This window comes from Rhizobium cauense (genome assembly GCF_019511525.1).
Lineage (GTDB): Bacteria > Pseudomonadota > Alphaproteobacteria > Rhizobiales > Rhizobiaceae > Rhizobium > Rhizobium cauense.
On the sequence record NZ_JAEUAT010000004.1, the window covers coordinates 392,317 to 409,461 of the forward strand.

The 17,145-nt window shown below is 57.5% G+C and carries 19 protein-coding genes; 12 read left to right on the plus strand and 7 right to left on the minus strand.

Features of this window, described 5'->3' with window-relative positions; genetic code table 11:
* Positions 1–95: 95 nt before the first annotated feature.
* On the plus strand, positions 96–233 hold the full coding sequence (locus tag JNB88_RS10280) for a DUF1127 domain-containing protein (RefSeq protein WP_007797120.1): 138 nt from the start codon (positions 96–98) through the stop codon (positions 231–233).
* Between the two features lie 340 nt (positions 234–573).
* Here the strand turns inward: JNB88_RS10280 and JNB88_RS10285 are convergent, their stop codons facing one another.
* Together JNB88_RS10285 and JNB88_RS10290 are read right to left on the minus strand one after the other, a co-directional pair.
* On the minus strand, positions 574–888 hold the full coding sequence (locus JNB88_RS10285; protein WP_220355372.1) for an ArsR/SmtB family transcription factor: 315 nt from the start codon (positions 886–888) through the stop codon (positions 574–576).
* Positions 889–1,065: 177 nt separating this feature from the next.
* Positions 1,066–1,296, minus strand: coding sequence for a hypothetical protein (locus tag JNB88_RS10290; protein WP_220355373.1), 231 nt, complete (start codon positions 1,294–1,296; stop codon positions 1,066–1,068).
* Between the two features lie 312 nt (positions 1,297–1,608).
* Between JNB88_RS10290 and JNB88_RS10295 the strand changes: the two genes are divergently transcribed.
* The 4 genes from JNB88_RS10295 (at position 1,609) to minE (ending at position 4,214) form a co-directional block, all read left to right on the plus strand.
* A complete protein-coding gene (locus tag JNB88_RS10295; RefSeq protein WP_220355374.1) occupies positions 1,609–1,899 on the plus strand; it encodes a DUF982 domain-containing protein in 291 nt (96 codons plus the stop codon).
* A 484-nt stretch (positions 1,900–2,383) separates the two neighbouring features.
* Positions 2,384–3,106 carry a septum site-determining protein MinC gene (gene minC / locus JNB88_RS10300; protein ID WP_220355375.1) on the plus strand — a complete coding sequence of 241 codons (723 nt, stop codon included), beginning with the start codon at positions 2,384–2,386 and terminating at the stop codon, positions 3,104–3,106.
* A 32-nt stretch (positions 3,107–3,138) separates the two neighbouring features.
* Entirely contained in the window at positions 3,139–3,957 is an 819-nt protein-coding gene (gene minD / locus JNB88_RS10305) for a septum site-determining protein MinD (RefSeq protein ID WP_037129643.1), read from the plus strand.
* Complete coding sequence (minE, locus tag JNB88_RS10310) at positions 3,954–4,214, plus strand: cell division topological specificity factor MinE (protein ID WP_220355376.1); 261 nt, start codon at positions 3,954–3,956, stop codon at positions 4,212–4,214. The genes minD and minE overlap by 4 nt, the downstream gene beginning before the upstream one ends.
* Before the next feature lie 106 nt (positions 4,215–4,320).
* Here the strand turns inward: minE and JNB88_RS10315 are convergent, their stop codons facing one another.
* Complete coding sequence (locus JNB88_RS10315; protein ID WP_037129649.1) at positions 4,321–4,914, minus strand: TetR/AcrR family transcriptional regulator; 594 nt, start codon at positions 4,912–4,914, stop codon at positions 4,321–4,323.
* A 232-nt stretch (positions 4,915–5,146) separates the two neighbouring features.
* Between JNB88_RS10315 and JNB88_RS10320 the strand changes: the two genes are divergently transcribed.
* The 4 genes from JNB88_RS10320 to speB all read left to right on the plus strand — a co-directional run bounded on the left by JNB88_RS10320 (position 5,147) and on the right by speB (position 10,052).
* Positions 5,147–5,620 carry a (2Fe-2S)-binding protein gene (locus JNB88_RS10320; protein ID WP_220355377.1) on the plus strand — a complete coding sequence of 158 codons (474 nt, stop codon included), beginning with the start codon at positions 5,147–5,149 and terminating at the stop codon, positions 5,618–5,620.
* Entirely contained in the window at positions 5,620–6,603 is a 984-nt protein-coding gene (locus JNB88_RS10325) for an FAD binding domain-containing protein (protein ID WP_220355378.1), read from the plus strand. The genes JNB88_RS10320 and JNB88_RS10325 overlap by 1 nt, the downstream gene beginning before the upstream one ends.
* Positions 6,600–8,891, plus strand: coding sequence for a xanthine dehydrogenase family protein molybdopterin-binding subunit (locus tag JNB88_RS10330; protein ID WP_220355379.1), 2,292 nt, complete (start codon positions 6,600–6,602; stop codon positions 8,889–8,891). The genes JNB88_RS10325 and JNB88_RS10330 overlap by 4 nt, the downstream gene beginning before the upstream one ends.
* A 189-nt stretch (positions 8,892–9,080) precedes the next feature.
* Positions 9,081–10,052 (plus strand): agmatinase, encoded by a 972-nt coding sequence (gene speB / locus JNB88_RS10335; RefSeq protein ID WP_037129656.1) that lies wholly within the window; start codon positions 9,081–9,083, stop codon positions 10,050–10,052.
* Here speB and JNB88_RS10340 read toward each other — a convergent pair.
* The 3 genes from JNB88_RS10340 to JNB88_RS10350 form a co-directional block, all read right to left on the minus strand.
* Entirely contained in the window at positions 10,043–10,579 is a 537-nt protein-coding gene (locus JNB88_RS10340) for a flavin reductase family protein (RefSeq protein ID WP_220355380.1), read from the minus strand. The genes speB and JNB88_RS10340 overlap by 10 nt on opposite strands.
* A 28-nt stretch (positions 10,580–10,607) precedes the next feature.
* Complete coding sequence (locus tag JNB88_RS10345; protein ID WP_037129660.1) at positions 10,608–11,948, minus strand: LLM class flavin-dependent oxidoreductase; 1,341 nt, start codon at positions 11,946–11,948, stop codon at positions 10,608–10,610.
* Between the two features lie 267 nt (positions 11,949–12,215).
* Entirely contained in the window at positions 12,216–12,470 is a 255-nt protein-coding gene (locus JNB88_RS10350; RefSeq protein ID WP_220355381.1) for a hypothetical protein, read from the minus strand.
* 617 nt (positions 12,471–13,087) lie between these two features.
* Here JNB88_RS10350 and JNB88_RS10355 point away from each other — a divergent pair.
* From JNB88_RS10355 to JNB88_RS10365, 3 genes are all read left to right on the plus strand, one after another.
* Positions 13,088–14,191 (plus strand): NADH:flavin oxidoreductase/NADH oxidase, encoded by a 1,104-nt coding sequence (locus JNB88_RS10355; RefSeq protein ID WP_220355382.1) that lies wholly within the window; start codon positions 13,088–13,090, stop codon positions 14,189–14,191.
* Positions 14,192–14,567: 376 nt separating this feature from the next.
* Complete coding sequence (locus JNB88_RS10360; protein ID WP_220355383.1) at positions 14,568–14,810, plus strand: hypothetical protein; 243 nt, start codon at positions 14,568–14,570, stop codon at positions 14,808–14,810.
* A 652-nt stretch (positions 14,811–15,462) separates the two neighbouring features.
* Entirely contained in the window at positions 15,463–16,422 is a 960-nt protein-coding gene (locus JNB88_RS10365) for a S1C family serine protease (protein ID WP_220355384.1), read from the plus strand.
* Positions 16,423–16,609: 187 nt separating this feature from the next.
* On the opposite strand, the gene JNB88_RS10370 is transcribed toward JNB88_RS10365, so the two are convergent.
* On the minus strand, positions 16,610–16,873 hold the full coding sequence (locus JNB88_RS10370) for a DUF982 domain-containing protein (protein ID WP_220355457.1): 264 nt from the start codon (positions 16,871–16,873) through the stop codon (positions 16,610–16,612).
* Positions 16,874–17,145 lie beyond the last annotated feature (272 nt).

Consider the following 17,145-nt stretch of genomic DNA (forward strand, 5'->3'; position numbering starts at 1 on the left):
GGTTGCAAATTTGAGATGCCTCATATGCGGTTTTCGAAGTGCTCATTCACGAGGCAATGAGCTATATAATTGTGCAATGCACAAGGAGATATGATATGAAAATCGGCAACAGGATCGGAGAGTTCCTTCAACTTCGCAAGGCATACAGAGACCTGTCCAGGCTCGACGATGCAGCGCTGAAGGATATTGGCGTGACCCGCGGCGACATCAAGCGTCTGGTTTACGGTCGCTAAAACCTCGGCAATACGAAATGATCAAGGCCTGCTCGCGCGGGCCTTTGTTGTTTTTGAATGCTGCCTCAGCCCGGCCTTGCAGTGGAGCTCAACTGCGTAACTGGTTACTTTGCAAGGCTAGTGAGTGGGGCAACCAGGTTCAGTTGTTTCCACGGGAACAACGATTCGCGTGCCGTGCATCGGCTTTTCTTCGCGCTCGCGAACCAACGAGCGAGGGCGGGCACCTTAAGGTGCTTCGCGTTCAGCGCCAATCGACCTCCCGGATTCGGCGTCGGGAGCATGCCTTTGGCTTTACCTACCCGCAAATTTCCGATTGAGAAGGGTGCCTGACATCCAGAACTTATATTGCTCTGGCGAGCTTGGTTGTGCCGCCGCGCTCAAACAGCTGCCCGAGTACTTCAAGGATTTTTCGAACGCCCGGATGCGACGTTGAATAATAGACGGTCTGTGCGTCGCGTCGGGTGGTAACAACCTTCGCGGCGCGAAACTTCGCAAGATGCTGGGAGAGGGCGGACTGGGAAAGCCCTACTTTTTCGGCGAGTTCGTTGACGCTCAGTTCCTCGTCGAGAATGTGTGCAGCGATGAGTAGCCGCTTTTCATTTGCAAGAAGGGAAAGGAGGCTGGCTTGTTCAACGAACGCAGTGTCATCACGCATTTTATTTCACCGAATCGAACTAAATTACGGTTTACTTATACGTAAGATGTCTTCGGGACCAGAGAAACAATATTACAATTTCGAAAGGTTTGCGTTTCTTGCTTGCCGACTGAAACTCGTTCGAAGGAAGCGCCGGCTGCCAGAATGGGCTATTTGACCCTCCAGGAATTGCCCGGTTTATATGTCTGACAAAACGGCATGGTTCGAATGCCGGTCTCCAATGTCGCCCGCTTCCTCTTCGGTGACGGTTGGTTTGTGGGGATAGTGCTCCCAGGACCACCACTCGGTAGCAGCATACTTCGATCTGGCATGACCAAAGCCACCCCATGCCCTGCACCCTTCAGTCAGGCACCAATGGTTGATATGAATAGTGGCTGCTGCCGTGCTGCTGCGTCCATCAATGCTCATGGTCGTACTCATGAGATGGTGTGAAGGGGCCAGACGGTCCCCATGCCTGATACTGGCTCTTTGTCGTTCCGCGCATCCCGGCGCCAGAGCCTTTTTTCTGCCATAACGTTGGCTGGAAAGCCTTATCCCGGGCCGTTGCGTGTCCGGCCGCGACCAAGGCCTTTCTACGCCAGCTCGAATGAAAGGTAGAGCAGTCCCAAATTTTTCCATTTTTCTTTTATCCGTCACTTGCTTGCGCGGCGAATTGCACTGGACAAAACGACTCATTCGGCAATTTACTAATTTATAAGATTGTCAAGGGAGATTGGGAGTATGGTTGGCGAGGTCCCCGTTTATATCAGCCCGATAGATGTCGAATTTGAAGGCAACGCCGGCCGCTATCGTCACGCTGATACAGTCGGAGATCTCGCTGCCATACTCCTGAGCCGCAAATGGAATTGGTCGAATGCGCCATCTTTTCACCGGGCGCTGATGACATCCGTGGAGGCTCTTGAGTTCTATGTCGAGTCTGAAGACGCAAGGTCAGCTTTCATCGCTGCCGCGCATGAGCTAGGGCTTCGCGTGTTGCCCGATGATGCAACCTCGCTCAAACAGGCGAGCTGAGAAAAAAAGGAGCCCCAATAGGGTGGGGCCCAGATTGATGAGCAGCGCCCAAGAGTGGGCAGCGCGCGGACAATACGCCTCGAGATCGAGGTGCTCAAGCAAAACAACGCCCGTTTATCTTTCGTGACGGGAAATTTATTGGTCTCCGCTCGGTTCGTTTTCCGTGACGATGTCATGTGGCTCGCGACCGCATTCCTTTCGGCCTTTGCCTTGCCAAGGCTAAGGCTATCGCCGCGACGGTGCCACCTGAGACGTTGAATCGGTAAAGTGGGAGGCCGCGAGGGCGTCATCCGTTGCCGCAAGAATAATAGACTCAGCGTTATGCTGGCCGTGCTCTCCGGGCGGGCTTAGTCAAGGTGCTTTTCCCGGTTTTTTCGAGTTTTTTAGATGGTCAAACCGACATTTGTTAACGGTCCGGCGGTCGGAAATTAACTATTTGTTAACCAAATCAGAACTAGAAATGTTCAACGATTTCTTAACCTAGATGACCAAAGTGCTAACAGACGCTCGCTCGATCCGTATCAAGGGCCGCTCTTTCCTGGCGGTCATGCTCTCGCCAGATCTTCCCTTCGATGACTGGCTCGCAAGACTAGATGACCTTGCCGCGCGGTCGGCTGGCTTCTTCCTTGGAAGGCCGGTCGTGCTGGATCTCAGCGATCTTGAGATCGACCGCGATCAACTCAAGGGGCTTATTGGCGAGCTTGGGCAGCGCAACGTCAGTATCATGGGCATCGAGGGTTGCCGGCCCTCGCTGATCGGGCCTGGTATGCCACCCGCTTTGAAGGGAGGGCGTCCGGTGTCGGACTTCGAGGTTCCACAGCAGGAACCGGTCATCGACGTTCGCTCGCAGGCTCCGGTTGCTGAGGTGAGGCCTGCGCTGCAGTCGATCGTCATTCGCGAGCCGATTCGCTCCGGTCAGTCGCTCATTTTTCCGGAGGGTGATGTCACGGTCATCGGTTCCGTCGCATCCGGTTCAGAGATAATCGCAGGCGGCTCGGTCCATGTCTATGGGACGCTGAGGGGGCGTGCGATGGCCGGATCGGTCGGGAATACTTCGGCGCGCATATTCTGCCGCAAGCTCGAGGCAGAGCTGGTCGCGATCGACGGGATCTACAAGATGGCGGAAGACATAGCGCCAAACCTTCGCGGACAAGCTGTCCAGCTCTGGCTGGAAGGCGATTCCATCAAGGCAGAGAAACTTACTTAGGCCCGAAGCTGGCTGTCACACAGGAGAGAAAGATGGGGAAAGTCATCGTCGTCACTTCGGGCAAGGGCGGAGTGGGTAAAACCACCTCCAGCGCGGCACTCGGCGCGGCCCTGGCGCAAAGAAACGAGAAGGTCGTCGTGGTCGATTTTGACGTCGGTCTGCGAAACCTCGATCTCGTGATGGGAGCGGAGCGCAGGGTCGTCTATGATCTGATCAACGTCATCCAGGGTGACGCAAAGCTTTCTCAGGCCCTCATCCGTGACAAGCGGCTTGAGACGCTCTTCCTGCTGCCAGCTTCGCAGACGCGCGACAAGGACAACCTCACGGCCGAGGGTGTCGAACGCGTTATCAACGACCTAAAGCGCCATTTCGATTGGATCATTTGCGACAGCCCTGCGGGAATTGAGCGCGGGGCAACGCTTGCCATGCGTCACGCCGATGTCGCCGTGGTGGTGACCAATCCCGAGGTCTCCTCCGTTCGCGACTCTGACCGCATCATCGGACTTCTGGACGCCAAGACCGCCAAGGCCGAACGCGGCGAAAGGATGGAAAAGCACCTGCTCCTGACCCGCTACGACGCCAACCGGGCGGAACGTGGGGACATGCTGAAGGTCGACGATGTGCTGGAGATCCTTTCGATCCCGTTGCTCGGTATCGTCCCGGAGAGCACGGATGTGCTGCGCGCGTCCAATATTGGTGCCCCAGTGACGCTGGCCGATAGTCGCTGTGCACCTGCGATGGCATATTTCGATGCAGCACGCAGGCTGGCAGGTGAGGAACTGCCGGTTGTCATTCCTGGCGAGAAGCGGGGTATCTTCGGCAAGATCTTCGGACGGAGGGCCGCTGCATGAGCATTTTCAGCTTCTTTGGCAAACAGAGGACCGCGCCGGCGGCCCGCGAACGCCTGCAGGTGTTGCTGGCACATGAACGAGTCTCATCCGGATCCGATCTTGTATCGCTGCTGCGAGAAGAGATCCTTGCGGTTATCGCGCGGCATGTCGAAGTGGACAACGACCGGGTTCGCGTGACGATGGATCGAGACGAGCACATGTCCGTGCTGGAGATCGATGTTGAAATTCCGCTTGGTGCAGCCGTCCGCGCTGCCTGAGGTCTGAGCGGCGCGCAAGCGCCGCTTTTTCTGTCCGGTGCCCAATGACGAGAGGTCTCGTATGTGTCGTCACGGTCGGCAAGCCGGTTAGTGATCGGTCGTACGACTATTTCCGTGCCCGCAACCCATCCATCAGCAGACCGATGAGCCGGTTCGAGCGGTCTCTCCATTCTGGGGACGCCGGAAGCGAATAGATGCTCGATAGGGCGTGCAGAAGATCCGTCGTGTCTATATCGTCCCGAACGAAGCCTTGGGCGGCCGCTGTGCTTAGGAGTTCTTCGGCAGCGCCACGTAGGATTCCGCTACCTTCGGCAAACAGTGAGGCGTTGGAATCCATGAGGATCTTCAGGCTGGTTGCCATCCCCCGCTTTGCTGCAATGTAGCCAACGAAGCGGCGCATCCACTCTTCCAATGCAACGTCCGGGGGGTGGCTTGCCGCAAGTTCCCTTGCCGCGGCTGCAAGACTTTCCAACTCCCTGCGATAGACGACCTCGACCAGGTGCTCGCGCGAAGGAAAGTGCCGGTAAAGCGTGCCAATTCCCACGCCGGCTCTTCGGGCGATGTCTTCCAGTGACGTTTCGACACCAGTCTCTGAAAAGGCCGCTGCCGCGACCTCGGCAAGCTTGTCACGATTGCGCCGTGCGTCGGCGCGCAGCGGCGGTAATGTTGACGGTGCTGTCTTCGGCGGGGCCGAGGCCAAAATTAGCTCCAAACGCGTTCAGGACTTGACGCAAGGCGGCAAGTCACTAGATTAAACGGAGGCGCCTCCGTTTGTGGGGTGCCTTCCACTTCTTAATCCAGAAGGGGGCAGAATGTCATGCTGAAATGTGCCCGGACTTGCAACCCGACGCTTTACCTAGGGCATCGACTGGCCGAGACAATCTTTCTGGACCGGGGAATTCCAAATCTCGTGGCGATAGCAGGAGCTTGTCATGACACGAATGATACACCTTTCCCTTGATATTAACGGGCGGCGCCATGAGTTTGACGCCGAGCCTCGAACAACCCTGCTCGATGCATTGCGCGAGAAACTTGGGCTTACGGGAACAAAGAAGGGTTGCGACCAGGGGCAGTGCGGCGCCTGCACCGTTCACGTCGATGGCAAGCGTGTGCTTGCGTGCCTGACGCTTGCCGCCCAGGTTGAAGGTCGCAGCATTACAACGATTGAAGGGCTGGCAACCGAAAACGGGGACCTGCATCCACTCCAGGTCGCCTTCCTCGAGCAGGACGCCTTCCAGTGCGGCTATTGTACTCCCGGCCAAATCATGTCTGCTGTCGCGTGCATTCGCGAAGGCTGTGCAGGCTCTGATGCGGAGGTTCGCGAATACATGGCAGGCAATCTCTGTCGATGTGGCGCCTACAATCATATTGTGGCTGCGGTGCGCCAAGCTGCGGAGATGGCGTGATGAGAAACTTCAGCTATTCCCGGGCAACCTCGATTTACGATGCTCGCAAGCGTGCCGCGCAAGCAGGCTCGGTGCTCCTTGCTGGCGGTACGACGCTTCTCGATCTCGCCAAATGCGGCGTAGTTGAGCCCGAGGAGGTTGTAGACATCAGCCATCTTTCGGAGCTGTCGCAGATCTCCGCTGATGCCGATGGAGTGACGATCGGCGCGCTTGCGAAAATGGAAGAGGTCGCCAAAAGCCCCGGGATTCGCGCAAATTACCCGGCCATTTCACAATCGCTCCTGCTCGCGGCATCGGCACAACTGCGCAACATGGCAAGCATCGGTGGCAATCTTCTGCAGCGGACGCGCTGTCCCTACTTCCGCGATCCCGGAGCATTTTCCGCATGCAACAAGCGAAATCCAGGCTCGGGCTGTTCTGCGATCGGTGGTGTAACGCGCAATCACGCGGTACTTGGCACGAGCGACGCGTGTATTGCGTCCTATCCCGGTGATCTCGCCACCGCACTGGTTGCCCTGGATGCAACGATTGATCTGGGTGATCGCAGTGTGGCTGCGCAGGATTTCTTCCTCCTTCCCGGTGACACACCAGAACGCGAGACACTCCTGGAAAATGGCGAGATGGTGATCGCCATCAAAGTTCCAGCGTCACAGCTTGCCAGAAACTCGACCTACCTGAAAGTTCGCGATCGGCAGTCCTATGAATTTGCCGCTGCAAGTGCTGCTGTCGGACTGGAATTGGAGACTGACGGTAGGACGGTCCGCGATATTCGCGTCGCGTTGGGTGGTGTTGCTGCCAAGCCGTGGCGCGCAAAGTCGGTCGAACAAGCGCTGATTGGCAAGGTCCTCGATGTCGGCGCAGTCGAAACCGCAAGCCGACTGGCCGTGGAAGGCGCAGTGGCCCATGGCAGCAATCGCTACAAGATAGAACTCGCGCCGCGTGTCGTTGCGCGCGCCATTTTGAGCATGGGAGGTCTCGCATGACCATCGTGGAACCCCGCAAACGTGGTGATGCCTCTGACGGTACGATCGGCAGTCGACTTTCACGCTTTGACGGAAGGCTGAAGATCACCGGTGCAGCAACATATGCCTTGGAGCAACCGGTCGAGGGGCTCGCCTACGCAGTCCTGGTACAGACCAGGGTCGCTGCCGGTCGGGTTATGAAGGTCGACACTGCAAAGGCAAGAGCGGCGGCAGGCACACTGCTGGTACTGACGCCCGATGACGATCTTGGCTTGAAGGTCGCATCCGACTGGTATGGAAACCGGCCGGAAGACCAGCCGTACCATCCACTTTCACCTGCTATCAGCTTCAATGGCCAGGCGGTCGCCGCTGTGGTCTGCGAAACGCTGGAGCAGGCCACCGAAGCTGCACGGCTGGTCGACGTCACCTATGAGGAGGCTTCTGCCATCATCGGATTTGATGATTCCGAGGCAGGCGAGGCAAGATCGCTCGATGCGCTTACAGTAAGCTGGGGAGATGCGGAGGCAGCACTTGCGACTTCGCCGGTGCGCATCGAGGCGGAGTATCGTACGCCGCGGGAGTATCATGTGGCGATAGAGCCGCATGGTCTCGTGGCGAAATGGCAAGGAGATCAGCTTACCATTTGGGAACCCAGCCAGTGGACGCACGGCATGGCGCGCACCTATGCCGAATGGTATGGGCTACCTTACGAAAATGTTCGCATCGTTTCCCCATTCATCGGCGGCGGATTTGGTTCCAAGGCCACAGCCTATGCCTATGGCGCTGTTGCAACGGCAGCGGCACGCAAGTTGGGGCGGCCGGTGAAGCTTGCTGTGACACGCCCGCAGACCTTCACTGCATATGGTGGCCGCGCGGCAACCAGGCAAACAATCGCCCTCGGCGCAAGTGCCGACGGCGTGCTGCAATCGATTGTCCACGGGGGTTCCAGCGAGACCGCCACCTATGCCGATTTTCCCGAGCAGACAAACGCGGCAACGCCTTTGATGTATGCTGTGGATAACTTCAGGGCGAAACACAGTCTGGTGTCGGTGAACACGGTCATGCCCGGAGCACTGCGTGCGCCCGGCAAGAATCCGAGCGCTTTCGGTCTGGAAAGTGCGATGGACGAACTCGCCTATGCTGTTGGGATCGACCCGGTCGAAATCAGGCTTCGCAATTACGCCGAACGTGATCCACAATCAGGTAAACCGTGGTCGACCCGAAGATTGCGTGAAGCGCTTTTCGAGGGCGGCAAGGCGTTCGGTTGGTCACGCCGCAGTTTCGCGCCGCGCTCCATGCGCGATGGCAGGCAACTTGTCGGCTGGGGTGTGGCGTGCGGTACGTTTCCGGTGCTGCGCGCATCGAGCGAAGCTCTCATCCGCATTCTCGCCGATGGCTCGATCGAAGTCGTAAGCGGCGCGATCGACATGGGGCAGGGCACCTATACGATTCTTGCCCAGACGGCAGCCGAGGTACTCGGTGTTCCGCCCGAACGTGTTGATGTTCGGCTGGGCGATTCATCACTTCCCGGCGCCACCGTTGCTGGAGGCTCGATGCTTGCCGGCGCCATCACTGGCGCGGTCCATAAGGCTGCATCGGCTGCGCGCGACGAATTGATCGGACTTGCGCTTGCCGACGCCGCTTCCCCATTTCGCGACACCGGCGCCAATACGTTGGTCGTCGCCAACGGATTTGTATCGGTTCCTCGAGACGGAGGCCTTTCAGTCTCAATTCCTGAGCTGATGAAAGCACTCGGGCGCGAAAGTATCGAGACGCAGCGCAATACACTGCCGGAAGGAGAGCAGGGGCCGGATGGCCATAAGAAGGCGTGGACGACAATGGGGAGCATTCAGGGGCCGACCGCCGGCGAGTTTTCGATGCATAGCTGGTGCGCGCATTTCGTGGAGGTGAAGGTGGACGAGGATTTCGGCACGACCCGTGTCACGCGCATGGTCTCCGCATTCGATTGCGGTCGGATCTACAACCCGAAGCTCGCCGAAAGCCAGTGGCGCGGCGGGATTATCATGGGGATCGGGCAGGCATTGCTCGAAGAGGGGTTGGTGGACCAGCGCAATGGCCGCATCGTCAACAACAATCTCGGTGACTATCTCGTTGCGACCAATGCCGATATACCGCCGATCCAGGTGATCTCGGTTGGTATTCCCGACCTCAATGCTTCAGTCCTGGGTGGAAAGGGCGTTGGTGAAGTCGGCATCGTCGGTGTTGCGCCGGCAATCGCCAATGCAGTGTTTCACGCAACCGGCAAGCGGGTTCGCGACCTTCCCATAACCCTTGAGAAGCTGTTGTAATGGGGCGGTTGGCAAGCTGATTGGACGGCAGGGTCGTCGTACGCAGAAACCATGTTCCTGCGTGGGCGGCCAACAAGTGCGAGTGGCCATCTTGTGACGTGTCTGATTTGGGGATTGTCAAAGGATGGACTTGCGCGACAAGCGGGACGATCACACATTGCACCACCGATCTCTCGCGAAGGACAAACAATGAGCGGCAGTTTCTTTCAACCGGTCGATGCTGCCGAGGTTCCACGCTTTGCGGGTCACTCAACCTTCATGCGCCTGCCTGCCGTGAAGGACGCAAAGGGCCTGGATGTCGCGCTTGTTGGCATTCCGTGGGACGGCGGCACGACGAACCGGGCCGGCGCCCGCCATGGCCCACGCGAGGTTCGAAACCAGTCAAGCCTGATGCGACGGGTACATCATGTCTCAGGTACGGAACCATACAGTATTGCCAACGTCGCCGACGTTGGAGATCTCGCGGTCAACCCGATCGATCTCATGGATGGTCTCCACCGTATCGAAAAAGGCATGACGGAGATCGTTGCGGCAGGCGCAATACCGCTTTCAGTTGGCGGCGACCATCTAACCACGCTTCCGGTTTTGCGCGCTGTCGCGAAACAAGGGCCGGTCGGTCTCATCCATTTCGATGCGCATTCCGATACCAATGACCGCTACTTTGGAGACAACCCCTACACGCACGGCACGCCGTTCCGTCGTGCAATCGAGGAGGGATTGCTTGATCCCAGGCGCATCGTTCAGATCGGTATCCGTGGATCCATTTACGATCCCGGCGAACACGACTGGGCAAAGCAACAGGGCGTGCGCATCATCTACATGGAAGAGTTTGTGGGTCGTGGCGCGGAAGCGGTGATGCGGGAAGCACGCGACATTGCGGCCGGTTTGCCGACCTACGTTACCTTCGATATTGACAGCATCGATCCGTCAATGGCGCCGGGAACCGGAACTCCTGAAGCCGGGGGCTTCACGACCCGTGAAGCTCAGCAGATGATCCGGCTGCTTGCTGATGTGCCGATCATCGGCGCCGATGTGGTCGAGGTGTCTCCGCCCTTCGATCTCGCCGGCATGACTGCACTCGCTGGTGCCACAATGATGTTCGAGCTTCTCTGCGTGATCGCCAGCCAAGTCGACGAGCGCCGGAAGAAAAATCAGGCCTGAGCGCGTTCCACTTGAATACTGCTATGCAGGCGGCGATAGCCACCGCGCCAGTAAAGCAGTGGCTCGACGTCTTCGCGGGTCTCAATTGCGCACACGCGCCCGATCAGGATGGCATGCGAGTGATGATTGAAGGCGGCCTCCAATTCACAGTCCAGAACGGTCAGGGCATCCTTCAGGGCCGATGTTCCGGTGGAAAGGCGGTACCACTGCGCACACGCATACCGTTCTGCGCCACGTCGTCCGTCAAATCCGGCAAAGGATTGCGCAACGTCTTCCTGGCCAGATGACAGTACGTTGACGCAGAAGCGGCGGTACTTCTCTAGAGCGGGCCATGACGAGGAGGCTCGGTTGACGCTGACAATGAGTGACGGCACTTCGGCTGACAGTGAAGAAACCGAGGTCGCCGTGAAGCCTGTGCGGTCGTTGTGTTCGCCAACGGTGATCACGCTGACCGCCCCCGCCAATTGTCGCATCGACAGTTTGAATGTGGATTGTTCGACAACTGCTTGCGGTGAAAGATTGTCCATTGCTTTGTCTCCTGCGTCGGGTCGCGATCTAGGCCATCGCAAAACGGTTCACCGGCATAGAAAGCCCGAGGTTTTCTCGTAGAGTTTTGCCCTCGTATTCGTCACGGAAGAGCCCGCGGCGCCGCAACTCCGGCAAGACAAGCTTGATGAAGTCGTCAAGGCTGGATGGCAGTGTCGGAAACATCAGGATAAAGCCATCTGCCGCTCGGGTTTCGAACCATTCCTCCATGAAGTCTGCGATCTGCGTCGGCGTACCGGTGATGCCGTTTCCCGTATGCTTCTCGGCGTAGTGACGTACCAGTTCCCCAACCGTGCGGCCGCTCTTCACGAAGTCGACCAATTCCTCGAACAGCGCGCGCGACCCCTTTGGAGAGGCCGGTAGGCGCTCCATCGGAAAGGGTTTGTCGAGTGGCACGCCGGTAAGGTCTGCTTCCAGGAACTCCGACAGCATCAGGCGCCCGACGTCCGGATGCATCTTGTCAATTAGGTAGCCGACTTTGGCCTTCGCCTCAGCCTCGGTCTCACCGACATTCAAAACCACGCCCGGCATGATCTTGAGGTCGTCGGGCTTGCGTCCATAGGCCGGCATACGGCTCTTGACGTTTTCGTAGAATGCTCGGTTCCGGTCGATGTTGGAGGCGAGACTGAAGACAATCTCGGCCGTGCGCGCAGCCATGTCCATGCCGGGCTCAGAGCCGCCGGCCTGGGCAATGACCGGCCGGCCCTGCGGCGAGCGGGCAATGTTCAGGGGACCGCGGACCTGGAAGTGTTTACCCTTGTGGTTGAGCGTGTGATGTTTGTTCTTGTCATAGTAAATGCCGCTCTCGCGATCGAGTAGAAGCGCGCCGTCTTCGAAGCTATCCCAGAGGCCAAAGACAACATCCACGAACTCGTTGCCGCGCTCATAGCGCAAGGCATGCGGATCGAGGCCTTCTCGATTGAAGTTGTAGCCGGTCTCGTCGTGGTCGGAAGTCACGACATTCCAGCAGGCGCGGCCACCACTCAGATGGTCAATCGAGGCGAAGAGACGCGCGACATTGTAGGGTTCGTAGTAGCTGGTCGAAACGGTGGCCACCAGGCCAAGTTCCTTGGTGGTCACGGATAGGGCGGAAAGCAACGACAAGGGCTCAAAGCGATTCATCTTTGTCGGTATGCGGGCAAGCGCGTCAGGATCGCCGACTGCGGCAGCGGGCGAGTCCGCCATGAACATGAAGTCGAACTTCGCCGCCTCCGAGCGCCTTGCAACCTCGAGAAGATGACTGAATTCATTGGCGCCGTGGACGTCGCTTGCCGGGTGAAGCCAGGACGCGGGGTGGAAACCGAACGTATAGACGAAGGTCCCGAGTTTCATCTTGTCGCTGCGCGCCATGTCATTCTCCTAAAGGCCCCGATTGCCTAAGGTAACGCCACGCGCCTTTTTTCATCAATGCGACGATGCTAACTTCCAGTTTAGTTTTTCTAAATGGTCCCTGCCTCAATTAATCGAGACAGCTGATCATCATCAACAAACAACAATAAAATAATCAGATCATCATCAGGAGCAGCAGCGGCAACAGATTGATGAAACCGGTCTAGTTGTGCCTGTGAGGGAACTGAGTTTGGTGCAACGCTGGTCACGTCTAGCAGGGACGGTTGATCAGTGTGGCATCAGGTCAGAAGACGTAATCCATACTCGCCCATCATAGGCCAGTTGGCCGTCCGCGAACTTGCGATCGGCGATCCCTTCGTACACACGCAGGTTGCGTATGATGCCTTGGACCAGGTCACTTTCGCCAGCTGGCATAGCATCGTTGGAGATGCATACCGTCTGATACAGACCTCCTTCAGACATCACCAAAATAGCGTGGCTGCCATACAGCTTGATTTTACCGGGAACGGTTGAGAGCGACATAGCGTCCTCCTCGAAAATTTCCGGAGACTGAGACTTTGTTTTCCCCGAAGCTAGGCAGGCATGGTTAACGAAAAGTTAACGCGGGGCAATTCCGCCATCCGGAGATGCGGAGCCACAAAAAGACTGATTGGGGTTGCCCCAGCAAGCTCGGAATGAGTACTTCCTGTGCGCTGGTACAATGTCGGCACCGCAGAGAGAAATGCTTATGCATGTGGACGGGTTGACGATCTCGTACGGCATGCAGCAATCCACGCTGAAGCTCGGCATTGCCGCCATATTACCCGTGCCACAATGCGGTCTTTGACGATTGATGATCGATGGGTTGAGTTTCAATCCATCTGCTGCGCCCGACGGAACTACAATTAGTTGAATGTCGATTTTTCGGCGTCGGCTAGATGGCCGCAAGCGCCTGCAATTTTTGCATAATCTGCCTGTGCGTCTCGCGCGGGGGCTGTCGGAGCACTACTCGCTCGAAAGAGCGGGACTGAACCAACCGCCACCTACACTTAGGTACGAATTGCGTAGCGTTCTGGACAGGGTGTCATCATGACAATGATGCGTTACGACGTTGCCAGAGACCAACCCGCAACAAGCGCGTCGCGAGCGCAAGGAGCCACATGCGAAACCCTGTACTCTTTAACCCCTTCCGCGTGGCTGGGCTGGAGCTTTCTAACCGCATCGTCATCGCCCCTATGTGTCAGTACTCAGCAGAGAACGGGTGCATGACTGACTGGCATCTGATGCACTTGGGGCAGCTAGCTCTTTCGGGAGCGGGATTGCTGACCATAGAGGCTACCGCCGTAGTGCCGGAGGGCAGGATCACCTTCGCTGATGTTGGGCTGTACGATGACGCAACCGAAGCCGCCATGGCTCGGACGCTGGAGGGCGTGCGAAGATACTCGGACGTCCCAATCGCCATTCAACTCGCCCATGCCGGTCGTAAAGCATCCACGGACATCCCATGGCGAGGCGGCAAACAGATCCCGCCCGATCATGCGAATGGTTGGCAGACTGAAGCGCCTTCTGCCGTGGCCTTTAACTCAGACTACGCGCCACCCAATGCTCTGGACCAGGGTGGGTTGGAACGCATTCGCAATGCTTTTGTCTCGGCGGCAAGGCGTGCCGCCAACATCGGTATCGATGCCGTCCAGATCCACGCTGCGCATGGCTATCTCCTCCATCAATTCCTTTCGCCACTGTCCAATCTGCGGACTGACAACTACGGCGGAACGATCGCGAATAGAATGCGCTTTCCGCTGGAAATCTTCGATGCCGTAAGGAGCGCGTTCCCGGCGAGCAGGCCGGTCACAATAAGAGTTTCGGCTACAGATTGGGTTCACGGAGGTCTGGAACTGTCGGAAGTCATTGCCTTTGCAAAGGAGCTTGAGGCGAGGGGATGTGACGCCATCCATGTATCGAGCGGCGGGCTTGATCCCAAGCAATCAATCCCCGTCGGCCCAAGCTACCAGGTCCCACTTGCGCGGGCCATCAAGAACGAGGTCAAGGTCCCCGTTGTGGCTGTTGGTTTGATAACGGAGCCTGCTCAAGCCGAAGCGATTGTGTCCACTGGTGACGCTGATCTGATCGCGATTGCACGGGCCGCACTCTATGATCCTCGTTGGCCATGGCACGCAGCCGCCGCACTTGGGGGCCAGGTATCCGCACCCCCGCAATATTTGAGATCGCAGCCCTCGCAATACAGGGATTTGTTCCGAACGTAACGTTGGAATTGGCGCGGTGGGAGCGCGCATGGTTTCCGCGGCTGGCCCTATTCGGAATAATGTCTCGAAAAGCAAAGCCCGGTGCTGCGAGCGGCAGCTCCGGGCCTCTTTGGCTGTGGCTTATGGAGCTGGAAAGTTCCGACGCAGTTCAACAAGCATTTGTTGAATGATCATGAGGCGAAGGACCCCCCACCCAACCTGCATTCGATTATACGCTTGCGATCAAAGCGCTTTGTTACGGGGTGCGAGCTTTCCTTTTCCGGTTAAGTCGCCATGTCGTACTCGTGGGCACTGTTGAATGTTGTTCGGCCGCGAGAATGAAGATTGATTGTGCGGCTTGGACATTGGCGGTGCGCGGTTTGAATGAGGCTGGGGAATGCCGGGTGTTCGAAAGACCATTACCCTGTCCGCGTTTGACGTTGATGAAAGCGGCACTCTTATTCCGGCGTTTGAGCCCATGCAGATGAGGGCCGAGGAGACTGCGGTCTACTTAGCCGAAACCATGGTGAACGATCATATTGGAGTTCTGGTTGTCGAACAGATCTCCGAGCCGGGTGTGGGCGAGGTGGGTGATACGATCATCCTCTTTCGATACGGCCGAACACCCGACATTGGTTAGTCGGACGTCGGTTTCGCGCGTCAGCTTCGACAAGGCCCGGTCCGGTGGACCGGCATTGGGGACGCTGTGTTCACAAGCAAGCTCGGCGGAGGCCGGTAACGAAGCATCGGGAATTTTGCCGGCTGGATGATGGCGACAACTGTCCCGGTTCAACTTATCCAGCAAAATATGTTTGCATTTCATCATTTTGCGGCGCACAATAATTGTGTGGAATCTGGATGTATCTCGGTGAGAATTTGCATCTATAAATCCGACGAAGTGCCTCATATCACGCTATTTTTGCGCGAAGGATCGCCTTTGCCCGCAGGTGCGAGAAGCCAAAAGTGGCGCCATTTTAAGGCGGTAGCGCGGGAAGAGGTGAGAGCGGATCTTCTCAAACAGATCGAGGTCGGAAACGGTCACGTTTTTGTCCAGCTCAGCGCCACGCCCTAGTGTTAGTCCAAAGTGCGCATGAATGCGTAGTCCGCCTGCAGAGACGGACTGGGGCACGCGCTGTTCAGATATCCCTGAGGCTGCGCGCCCGACAGGCGCCCTTGAATCCTTGCCAGGCCGATCTCACGTTAGGGATCAACATTCATTTGCTGACAGCTTCTTGCAATGCATCTGCTGCCGGTCCTCAGCTAAGACGCCTGATGACGTCCGGGAAGCCACTATGGGTATCATTGATGGAAATATTGTCTCCGCCGACGAGGCGGAGCTGACTGATGTCTATTCTAGAACTATCGCCGGCGCAGTCGACCTCGTCGGTCCGGCGGTCAGTCGCATAGAGCGCATCGGGGGGCGAGGAGGCCATGGTTCCGGCTTTGCGATTTCTCCCGATGGCTTGATCGTAACCAACAATCATGTGGTTGAGGATGCCAGAACTGTCCGGATAAAGACCGCCGAGGGACTGACAACGGAGGGTCGTGTCCTGGGGCGTGATCCCGACACAGATATTGCCCTCATCCGTGCGAATACCAGTGTCGGCTCATGGGCTCGACTTGGCGACTCAAAACGGTTGCGGCGTGGCCACATAGCTGTTGCGATCGGCAATCCACTTGGTTTCGAATGGACGGTCACTGCCGGCATCATATCCGCACTCGGACGCTCGATGCGGGCATCCAATGGCAGATTGATCGACGATGTCATTCAGACTGACGCAGCCCTTAATCCAGGCAACTCAGGCGGTCCGCTGGTTTCCTCAAACGGCGAGATCATCGGCGTTAACACAGCCGTTATCAGGGGTGCACAGAGCATCGCCTTCGCGGTCGCGTCCAATACGGCGAACTATGTGGTGTCGGAACTTCTGCGTTTTGGCCGCGTTCGGCGTGGCTATGTCGGCATTGCAGCAGATACGGTCGATCTGCATCGAAGGATAGCTTTGAATGCGGGTTTGCAACAGACGACTTCGGTGCGGATACGGCGTATAGAACCCGACAGCCCGGCTCAACTTGGCGGTCTGCAAGAGGGCGACCTAGTGCTGGCGATTAATGGAACTGCGGTCACCGGGATAGACGATGTCGTGAAACTGCTGGACGGCGATCGGATCGGTCAGGAGACGGAGTTTCTTGTTTTCTCGGTCTACGGCACCCTCGAGCGCAAAACGCTGATTCCGTCCGCGCGTCTCTCGTGATGCAATAAATCTCCTACTGGAGAAAGGAATTATTGGCGCGAGTGTTCGGGGCATTGGACCTGCGTTCAGAGCGCCTTGGATCTGATCATGCCGTCAGGCCATTTCCGGTCTGAGCGGGTTGTCGGGCACTCGGTTGTCTGAAGAGGTCTCCCTGGACCAACAACGCAACGTCGCTCTGATTGGTTGATCAGTGCACGACGCGGATAACCGGAATTCCCGCTTCGTCGGCGGCGCGAATTGGGGCGTCGCGAGCTTCTTGTGCCGATAGCTTTCCATGGATTGCATCCAAGCAGATTTTCACTGCCGCCATGTATTCCTCGCCGTCTTCGGATTGCCACTCGCCGATGAGGGTTTCCGCCACCTCCCGAAGTGAACTCACGAGCCTGTATTTTTCTTGACCGCCCATCACAAGCATCAGGGGAGCGAAATGATCGCTGCTGTGCCAATTCATTACAAAACGCCTCCGTAGGACAAGATACATTAGTAACCTTGCAAGAACTGTTCCTGGTCGTCGAAGGGAGGGCCGCGCTGAGGTGGATACGCCGGAAAAGGCCCCGTTTCCTCGTCGTGAGATATTGCGCTGGGAGAGTTGCCGCTATCCGGCATCTGGACGTCGCCGCGGGTTTCCCTGGCGGATCATTTACTTCGGCCGCTTCCTTTTCGGGCCGGTCACAAAGATCAAGTTGTTGAGGCGCTCGCCAAATGACTTGGTAGCCGGCCCTG

Bases quoted from the DNA above. Each gene is read 5' to 3' on its own strand.
- JNB88_RS10340 (WP_220355380.1), bottom strand. From the start codon at position 10,579: ATGGACAATCTTTCACCGCAAGCAGTTGTCGAACAATCCACATTCAAA.
- JNB88_RS10370 (WP_220355457.1), bottom strand. From the start codon at position 16,873: ATGAATTGGCACAGCAGCGATCATTTCGCTCCCCTGATGCTTGTGATG.
- minD (WP_037129643.1), top strand. From the start codon at position 3,139: ATGGGGAAAGTCATCGTCGTCACTTCGGGCAAGGGCGGAGTGGGTAAA.
- JNB88_RS10285 (WP_220355372.1), bottom strand. From the start codon at position 888: ATGCGTGATGACACTGCGTTCGTTGAACAAGCCAGCCTCCTTTCCCTT.
- JNB88_RS10365 (WP_220355384.1), top strand. From the start codon at position 15,463: ATGGGTATCATTGATGGAAATATTGTCTCCGCCGACGAGGCGGAGCTG.
- JNB88_RS10330 (WP_220355379.1), top strand. From the start codon at position 6,600: ATGACCATCGTGGAACCCCGCAAACGTGGTGATGCCTCTGACGGTACG.
- JNB88_RS10280 (WP_007797120.1), top strand. From the start codon at position 96: ATGAAAATCGGCAACAGGATCGGAGAGTTCCTTCAACTTCGCAAGGCA.
- JNB88_RS10355 (WP_220355382.1), top strand. From the start codon at position 13,088: ATGCGAAACCCTGTACTCTTTAACCCCTTCCGCGTGGCTGGGCTGGAG.
- JNB88_RS10350 (WP_220355381.1), bottom strand. From the start codon at position 12,470: ATGTCGCTCTCAACCGTTCCCGGTAAAATCAAGCTGTATGGCAGCCAC.
- speB (WP_037129656.1), top strand. From the start codon at position 9,081: ATGAGCGGCAGTTTCTTTCAACCGGTCGATGCTGCCGAGGTTCCACGC.
- minC (WP_220355375.1), top strand. From the start codon at position 2,384: ATGACCAAAGTGCTAACAGACGCTCGCTCGATCCGTATCAAGGGCCGC.
- JNB88_RS10295 (WP_220355374.1), top strand. From the start codon at position 1,609: ATGGTTGGCGAGGTCCCCGTTTATATCAGCCCGATAGATGTCGAATTT.
- JNB88_RS10345 (WP_037129660.1), bottom strand. From the start codon at position 11,948: ATGGCGCGCAGCGACAAGATGAAACTCGGGACCTTCGTCTATACGTTC.
- minE (WP_220355376.1), top strand. From the start codon at position 3,954: ATGAGCATTTTCAGCTTCTTTGGCAAACAGAGGACCGCGCCGGCGGCC.
- JNB88_RS10325 (WP_220355378.1), top strand. From the start codon at position 5,620: ATGAGAAACTTCAGCTATTCCCGGGCAACCTCGATTTACGATGCTCGC.
- JNB88_RS10320 (WP_220355377.1), top strand. From the start codon at position 5,147: ATGACACGAATGATACACCTTTCCCTTGATATTAACGGGCGGCGCCAT.
- JNB88_RS10360 (WP_220355383.1), top strand. From the start codon at position 14,568: ATGCCGGGTGTTCGAAAGACCATTACCCTGTCCGCGTTTGACGTTGAT.
- JNB88_RS10290 (WP_220355373.1), bottom strand. From the start codon at position 1,296: ATGAGCATTGATGGACGCAGCAGCACGGCAGCAGCCACTATTCATATC.